Source organism: Actinomycetota bacterium, assembly GCA_028698215.1.
Lineage (GTDB): Bacteria > Actinomycetota > Humimicrobiia > Humimicrobiales > Humimicrobiaceae > Halolacustris.
The window spans coordinates 1-7,657 of sequence record JAQVDY010000033.1 but is presented as its reverse complement, the minus strand read 5'-3'; the positions used below and the strand labels follow the sequence as shown (position 1 = coordinate 7,657).

The following is a 7,657-nucleotide window of genomic DNA, read 5'->3' as shown; positions in this document are numbered from 1 at the left end:
ATTTTAGATCTCAAGTCCAATCAGATATGTGGTTTTGAGGCTTTGGCCAGGTTAAACAGTAATCAATTAGGGGTGGTTTCACCATTAGAGTTTATACCCATAGCTGAAGAAACGAAACTAATTATCCCCTTAGGCGATAAAATTATTATTAAGGCCTTAAATTTTTTAAATAAATTGAGAGATAATGGATATGATTTATTGACTGTTTCCATTAATATTTCTGCTATTCAACTATTAAGGCTCGATTTCAGGGATAAATTGTTTGTTAAGATAAATGAAGCCCAGGTCCGTCCGGAAAAAATCAGCCTCGAGATTACTGAATCGGTGTTTACTTCAAATTATGAGGAAGTAAACCGTGTTTTAGGTGATTTAAAAGATTCTAAAATCAATATCGCCATAGATGACTTTGGAACTGGATACTCTTCTTTGGCCAGGGCTAGAGGGCTAAAGGTCAACTGCCTTAAAATAGACAAATCTTTTATTGATAGCTTGATGGATCTTAATACAGGGGATGCTATTGCCGGTGACATTATCTCCATGGCGCATAAAATGGGCCATTGTGTTATAGCAGAAGGAGTAGAGCATGATAAACAGAAACAGTATTTACAGAGTTCTGGGTGCGACAGAATGCAGGGATACCTGATTTCTAAACCTCTTGACGAAGAAGCGGCCATTAAATTTCTCAAAAAAAATGATTATTAATAATGGCTTTCCTTTAAATGGTATCTTGGGCTAAAAAAGTGATAAGTCCGGTTAATGCCAGACTAAGGAATGTTTTAAACCTAAAAGATAATTATTATAGTTTTTAGGTATCAAAGCAGGTCCGGAAGATAACAGGGATTGCTAAAAAGGCTAAATTTTGAACATTTGCCCTTAATAATATGTAGATGATATACTCAGATTATTAATAATTAGCAAGAAGGAATAGCTATGGAAGAAACAACTCAAAACAAAATGCCTTTAATAGGGGAGCCCGCTCCCTCCTTTAGGGCGGTTACCACCCAGGGCGAAATTAATTTCCCTGAAGACTTTAAGGGCAAGTGGGTTATCCTGTTTTCACATCCTGCCGATTTTACCCCCGTATGTACTACAGAATTCATGACTTTTGCCTCTATGATCGATGAATTTAAAGCCATTAACACCGAGCTGGTAGGGCTATCAGTAGATTCGCTGTATGCCCATATAGCCTGGCTAAGAAGAATTCAGGAACTGGAATGGAAAGGCATGAAAAACCTGGAAGTAACCTTTCCGCTTATTGAAGACATAAAGATGGATGTGGCTAAAAAGTATGGCATGATACAGCCGGGACAATCCAACACACAGGCAGTAAGGGCTGTATTTGTTATTGACCCCAAGGGCATAATCAGGACTATCCTTTATTACCCCCTGTCTACCGGCAGAAACTTTGATGAAATCAAGAGAATCGTACTGGCTCTCCAGAAAGCAGATAAAGATGGCGTAGCCACCCCTGCAGACTGGAGACCGGGTGATGATTGCATCGTTCCCCCTCCTGGTTCCTGCGGGACCGCCAAGGAAAGAATGGAAAGCAAGGAAGAGGGTACCTACTGCCTGGACTGGTTCATGTGCTTTAGGAAAGATAATAAATAGGCATCAAGATTATTGTAATGGCAGAGGCAAACTATCTATTATGCCTCTGCCATTAATTCTACTTCAAATAATTTAATCATAAAGCCAGGCTAAATTACTCCAAAACAGCTTTATCAGCAACATAGTCTAGGACTTTTTGATGCAAGGTAGTTAGTTTCAGATAAGGCATCCCATAAGTTTCTTCAAACTCTGCATAACCATCTGTTTCCCAGAATTCAGTAAAATATTTGTCCACATCTTCATCGTTAACCGATATACCGGCATCTTCTGCAATTGCCTGGATAATTAGGAAGAATTCAGCGTTTTCCTTATTATTCTCCTTATTATCTTCCAACAGTTGGTCCGTGGAAGCAACTCCCAAGTAGGTCTCTAAAAATTCCTGCAGCTCAACACCATAATATTCGGCATAGTTCTGGTAGTAATAAATCAATGACCCTTCCTGGTATTCTACCAGGGAGTCAGGAAGGGAATTTATGGTGGAATTGTCTACAATATAATCCTGGACATAATAGGATACGGCAGTTTTTTGCAGGTCATCCCTAATACTTTGTTCCATTTCATCAATGCTGTTCCAGCCATAGGTGGGGCTTAAATTTTCAGCCACAAAATCATCGTCTAGCTCAGGATTAGACATTTCGGCAATATAGTTTACTGTTACCTCAAATACTGCATCCTGCCCATTTAGTTCTTCCTGCCCATAGTCTTGGGGGAAAGTTACTTTTACATCAAAAGTCTCACCCGGCTTATGTCCTATCAGCTGCTTTAGAAAATCATCAATATATTCAGTCACTCCTATGGTAACATTGGTACCCATGCCGCCAGTATTGCCCCCTTCGAAAGCCGCCCCGTTTATGCTGCCCACATAGTCTATGTTAACTGTATCCCCATCGGCTATAGCCCGGTCTGTCACCTGCTCTTCGGTGGCATAATAAGCTAGGATGGTATCAATTTCATCCTGTACTGATTGGTCTGATATCACATGGAATTCCGGGGGGACAGATATTCCTTCATATTTTCCCAGCTCTACATGTTCCAGGGCCTTAATACCTTTCCAAAAACCATTTTGATCAATACCCTGGCTATAAGTAAAATCCTTTTGGCCTGAACAACCCATAACCACAAGAAAGGTTAAGGTAACGGCCAGAAAGCAAAATAGAATCATTTTTATCTTTTTCATTACAACTGCCTCCATCTATAAATATAAGTTAAGCTATTTTTAATTACACTCAAGGATTGTGATAAAAATATGGAAATTTTGCAAATAAAATTCTAATTTAACCGTGATTTTTCTACATATTACCAATAATTGATTTATTTAGAAAGTTAGGCTTGAACAGGCCAGCCAAGTAAATTAAAATTATGGGGTGTGCCAATAATAGTTAATTACTTTTTTAAGATTAAATACAAATTTTAATTTTGGCTCTATAAGGAGGAATTAGCCTTGCTAATTGATATTACCTTAAAAGTTACTCCCCAGATGATTAGAGATGCCCATCATAATGAGCAAAAATCATTCGATGGACACCTGGGGACTCATTTTGACGTTATGGACCAGGAGTTTCCTTTAAGCTACACCCAGAGGAAGGCCGTAGTATTTGATGTAAGCGGGGTTAAAGACAGGGATATTGAAACAGATGATATTGAAATTTTAAAAATAGAGCCACAAATGTTTGTTGCTTTCCATACCGGTTTTTTAGAGAATACAGGTTATGGCAGCAAAGCTTATTTTACCCGGCACCCGCAGCTTTCAGAAAACCTGGTAGAAGAACTGCTTAAAATACCTGTTTCTATCATTGGGCTTGATTTTGCGGGAATGAGAAGGGGCAAACAACATCTTCCCTGGGATCAGCACTGTGCCCAAAAAGGAGTATTCGTTATTGAAAACCTTTGCAACTTGGCCCAAGTTTTAGCTGCGCAGCCCCATGCCCTGTTTAATGCCCATACTTATCCCTTAAACTATGCTGGAATGACCGGACTTCCCTGTAGGGTAGTGGCCCAGATTTAAGAAAATTTATGGGCCTGCTAAACCAACTTCAAACTAGCGCGGCAAGCGGTAGCCACCGTCTATTTCAAACACGGAGCCCCGGCAGTAATCGGCTGCATCTGAACCCAAATAAACGCAAAGGGCCCCAATCTCCAGGGGTGTAAGGAAGCGGTCTGTTGGACAGGCTTGCCTCCAGTACTGGTGCCACTGCCGGACCCTTTCATTGTCCAGGTCCAGTAGTTCAGTAGCTGTATAACCAGGCTCAATGGAATTAAGCCGTATATTGTAGGGAGCCCATTCTACGGCCAGGCTCTCTACCAGATGTTCTGCAGCTGCTTTGGAGGCATTGTAGGAGGCCTGCCACTGGGGTACATTTACTATATGGGCTGAAATCGAGGTAATATTTATAATGCTGCCCCCGCCCTGCTCTTTCATAATTTCAGCAGCATAATAGCACATTAAAAAAAGGCCGTGCAGGTTTACATCTATTACCTCATACCAGTCTTTAAAATCAGGACCCAGGTCTAAAGTTCTCTTATGCCTGCAAACACCTGCATTGTTTACCAGTATGTCCAGTTTTTTCCACTCTTCCTTTACTGCCTCTATTGTGTTTTGGCAATCTTCTTTGCGGGTAACATCTCCAGGAAAAAACAAATACTTTCCGCCATATTTTTCAATATCTGCAATAACTTCCTGTCCCCTTTGCTCATCTCTGGCCATAATGGCCACATTAGCTTCAGATTGGGCAAAGGCCTGCACAATTCCTTGGCCGATTCCCCGGTTGCCCCCGGTCACCAGCACATTTTTACCTTTTACACTGAAAGCATCTTTCATGTTTTTAATCAATTAATACCCCCATTATAATTATCAATGTGGTTTATATTTAATATCAGGCTTTGGCTTAGCCTGGCGGGCTTTAAGGGAAAGGTATAAACAGGTATATAAAAATGTCCAAGCTTTTACTAAAAAAAAATATTTTTTTACCATTTAAAACCCGGCTGGAGATTAAAGTTAGCCAGCAGGTAATACCTGGCTGTTTAGTTTCGGCTGGCCTTTTCCATCCTGTTAGCTATTATAATACCGGCTAAAATCAAAGCTGCCCCCACCCAGAACAACCATGAGAAACTTTCTTTCAGTATTATAAGGGAAAGTATTACAGCAAAAACAGGGGTAAGGTAAATGTAGACAGAGACATGGGAAGCAGGCATTTTCTTAAGGCAGGTAAACCATAAGGGATAAGCTATTCCTATCATGGTAAGCCCCAGCAATACCAGGATGCCGATAGTAGGCCATCCTGCCTCGATTACCTGGCTGTACCCCACCGTAAAACCAGTTAGCAGGTTTAGAAGCACTGCCCCCGAAAACAAGGCTAAGGCTGCTACAATCAGGGGGTCATTATTGGTTAGCAGCTTCTTGCCGATAACCGAATACAGGGCAAACGATAATGCTGCCAGCAGGGAGTCCAGGCAGCCCCATAAATCTATACCTGAAGACCCTGCCCCCAGGGAAAAACCCTGGTTAAAGGTTACCAGTACTACCCCTATTACCGCCAAAACAATACTTATTATTATATTTTTACCTATCTTTTCTTTAAGGATGGGTACGGCCAGTATGGCAATAAATATCACATTGCTGGAAATGAGCACTGCATTAATGGACGCAGGAATTTTAGACAAGGCGCTAAAGGTAAGTATCTGGTAGAAAAAAAATCCAAATACTCCCAGCCCAAAAGATATCCATATATGGCGGGATGACAATTGCTTTATTTTTTTGAACTTTCCGGTCACCAATAAAAATATAGCCACCGCTATAAAACCAATGGCCAGGGTAAGGGCAGCTATCTGCAGGGGATGAATGGTTTGTGTAGCGATCCTTCCCAGTGGATGGCCTATAGCCCAAAAAAAGGAGACTATAATCATCAGGAAGTATTCAATTCGTAAAAAATTCTTTTTCAATTTTTGCCAACTGTTAACTTTTGTATTGTTTATTTGTACCAATATATGTTTAAAAATGCAAATAATTTTAGTTTCAATTCAGGCAGTAAATCAGAAAAATAGATAATTCTAAGTTGTTTGAATATATGGGGATAAATTAATATTATTTTCTCAACATAATCAATAAATACCTAAAAAAGGGAGAAATAAAATGAAACTGAAAGATAAGGTAGCTATAGTAACCGGTGCTGCTTCCGGGATGGGAGAAGCCATTGCCGTTCTGTTTGCTAAAGAAGGAGCCCAGGTGGTAGTATCCGATATTAACCTGGAAGGTGCCCAAAGGGTAGTTCAGGCTATTAACGACGATGGCGGCCGGGCTATTGCATTACTTACTGACATCTCCAAGCAGCAGGATGTAGACCAGATGATAGACACTGCAGTCAATGAATTTGGCACTTTGGACATATTGGTAAATAATGCAGGTATAATGGACAATTTTATGCCGGCGGGAGAAGTTACTGACCAGATGTGGGATAAGGTATTTGCCATAAATGTTAAAGGCCCCATGATGGCTATCCGGAAAGCTCTGGGCATTTTTACCCAAAAGGAAAGCGGCAACATTATAAATATTGCTTCTCTGGGGGGAGTTAGGGGCAGCAGGGCAGGCGCAGCCTATACTGCCTCCAAACATGCCATAGTGGGATTAACCAAGAACATAGGCTTCCAGTATTCCCTACAGGGAATCAGGTGTAATGCTATTGCTCCAGGGGCGGTAGAAACCAATATAGGGGATACCATAACCGAGCCCAGCAAATTTGGCATGGAAAGGGCCAGCCTGGGCATGAACCTCAACCCCAGGGCGGGAAAATCTGAAGAAATTGCTGCCGTAGCCCTATTTTTAGCCAGCCAGGACTCCAGCTTTGTAAATGGTGCGGTGGTTCTTGCTGACGGCGGCTGGGGTGCTTATTAGAGTATAAAGGTTACTAAATACTTAAAGTTATGGCAGGATAATTAGCCTGGATAGGAATGGACTGGTTTTTAGACCTATCCAGGCTAATTTTTATGGTTCAGAACTTAATATAAGCATTAAGTGCAGGTTTTCAGCCTAGGGGAAGCCCTTAAAACTTATTTTATTTTTTGTCAGAGAAAGTGAATTGATATGCAATACGATGTGGCAGTAATAGGAGCGGGAATATCAGGATTAACCGCAGCCAGTCTTCTGGCCAAAAAAGGCCTGAAAGTGGCGGTTATAGATAAGAGCTATAACCCCGGCGGCTCCTGTGGAATATTTAAAAGAAAAGGCATTACCTTTGATAAAGGGGCAGCAATGCTGTTTGGTTTTGGAGATAAGGGTTTTAATGCCCATAGGTTTGTATTTAACTGCCTGGAAGAACCGGTTAAAGTCATAAAACATGAATTACTCTACACTGTTAATTTTAAGGGAAACAAGATTAGGTTCTGGCCGGATATTCCCCGGTTTGCAGAAGAACTGTCTACGGTATTTCCGGCAGAGAGAGATAATATTTTTAGGTTTTACTCTGATCTGGAAAAAATGTATCAGAAGGTAATGGTGGAAAACCCCAGTTATACTACCCCTGATGAAACAGATCCCGGCAGTTCCTTAAAGAGCCTGTTAAGGCACCCTTTATATTACCTCAGGTTTATAAGTTACTTAAATAAAAGTGCTAAGAGCCTGCTTAAAAAATATTTTAAGGATCCTGAAATATTTCAATTTTTTGATAAGCTTACCTCTACCTATTGCTATACCACGGTAGAAGAGTCCCCGGCCATCCTAGCGGCGGTTATGTTTGTGGATAACCACATAGGAGGCAGTTACTATCCTGCCGGCTCCACTATATTCCTTACCGGGAAACTGGAAAAGGCCATAGAGGAAAATGGGGGAGACATGATGCTGGAAAAAGAAGTAACCAGGATCATGTTTGACCAAAAATTGCCGGCAGGGCTAGAATTGCATACTGGCGAAAAAATATATGCAGACCATATAATTTACTCTGGAACAGTATGGAACCTTTACGGCAAGCTGGTGGATGAAGGTTTTACTACCGACTCCAAGCTGGATTGGGCCCAAAGCCAGGTTCCCACCTATCCCAGCGTTATACTTTATGCTTAT

At 41.1% G+C, this 7,657-nt stretch carries 8 protein-coding genes; 5 read left to right on the top strand and 3 right to left on the bottom strand.

All coding sequences use genetic code 11. The features are described 5' to 3' along the window. Both PHN32_08145 and PHN32_08140 read left to right on the top strand, forming a co-directional pair. Positions 1-702, top strand: a 702-nt coding sequence (locus PHN32_08145; GenBank protein ID MDD3777560.1) for an EAL domain-containing protein, incomplete at its 5' end; no start/stop codon positions are given. A 228-nt stretch (positions 703-930) separates the two neighbouring features. Next, on the top strand, positions 931-1,608 hold the full coding sequence (locus tag PHN32_08140; GenBank protein ID MDD3777559.1) for a peroxiredoxin: 678 nt from the start codon (positions 931-933) through the stop codon (positions 1,606-1,608). Between the two features lie 94 nt (positions 1,609-1,702). Here the strand turns inward: PHN32_08140 and tig are convergent, their stop codons facing one another. Beyond that, positions 1,703-2,785, bottom strand: coding sequence for a trigger factor (gene tig, locus PHN32_08135; GenBank protein ID MDD3777558.1), 1,083 nt, complete (start codon positions 2,783-2,785; stop codon positions 1,703-1,705). A 264-nt stretch (positions 2,786-3,049) separates the two neighbouring features. Between tig and PHN32_08130 the strand changes: the two genes are divergently transcribed. Then, complete coding sequence (locus PHN32_08130) at positions 3,050-3,613, top strand: cyclase family protein (protein ID MDD3777557.1); 564 nt, start codon at positions 3,050-3,052, stop codon at positions 3,611-3,613. A 33-nt stretch (positions 3,614-3,646) separates the two neighbouring features. Here PHN32_08130 and PHN32_08125 read toward each other — a convergent pair whose 3' ends face one another. Beyond that, positions 3,647-4,438, bottom strand: a complete 792-nt coding sequence (locus PHN32_08125; protein MDD3777556.1) for an SDR family oxidoreductase — start codon at positions 4,436-4,438, stop codon at positions 3,647-3,649. Positions 4,439-4,629: 191 nt separating this feature from the next. Then, the gene (locus PHN32_08120) at positions 4,630-5,547 is read right to left on the bottom strand and encodes a DMT family transporter (protein MDD3777555.1); all 918 of its coding nucleotides are present in this window, start codon (positions 5,545-5,547) and stop codon (positions 4,630-4,632) included. Positions 5,548-5,737: 190 nt separating this feature from the next. On the opposite strand from PHN32_08120, the gene PHN32_08115 reads away from it, so the two are divergent. Both PHN32_08115 and PHN32_08110 read left to right on the top strand, forming a co-directional pair. Next, on the top strand, positions 5,738-6,496 hold the full coding sequence (locus PHN32_08115; protein ID MDD3777554.1) for an SDR family oxidoreductase: 759 nt from the start codon (positions 5,738-5,740) through the stop codon (positions 6,494-6,496). A gap of 189 nt (positions 6,497-6,685) precedes the next feature. Further along, the coding region (locus PHN32_08110) for an NAD(P)/FAD-dependent oxidoreductase (GenBank protein ID MDD3777553.1) at positions 6,686-7,657 on the top strand (972 nt) is incomplete at its 3' end.

Bases quoted from the DNA above. Each gene is read 5' to 3' on its own strand.
- PHN32_08140 (MDD3777559.1), top strand. From the start codon at position 931: ATGGAAGAAACAACTCAAAACAAAATGCCTTTAATAGGGGAGCCCGCT.
- tig (MDD3777558.1), bottom strand. From the start codon at position 2,785: ATGAAAAAGATAAAAATGATTCTATTTTGCTTTCTGGCCGTTACCTTA.
- PHN32_08115 (MDD3777554.1), top strand. From the start codon at position 5,738: ATGAAACTGAAAGATAAGGTAGCTATAGTAACCGGTGCTGCTTCCGGG.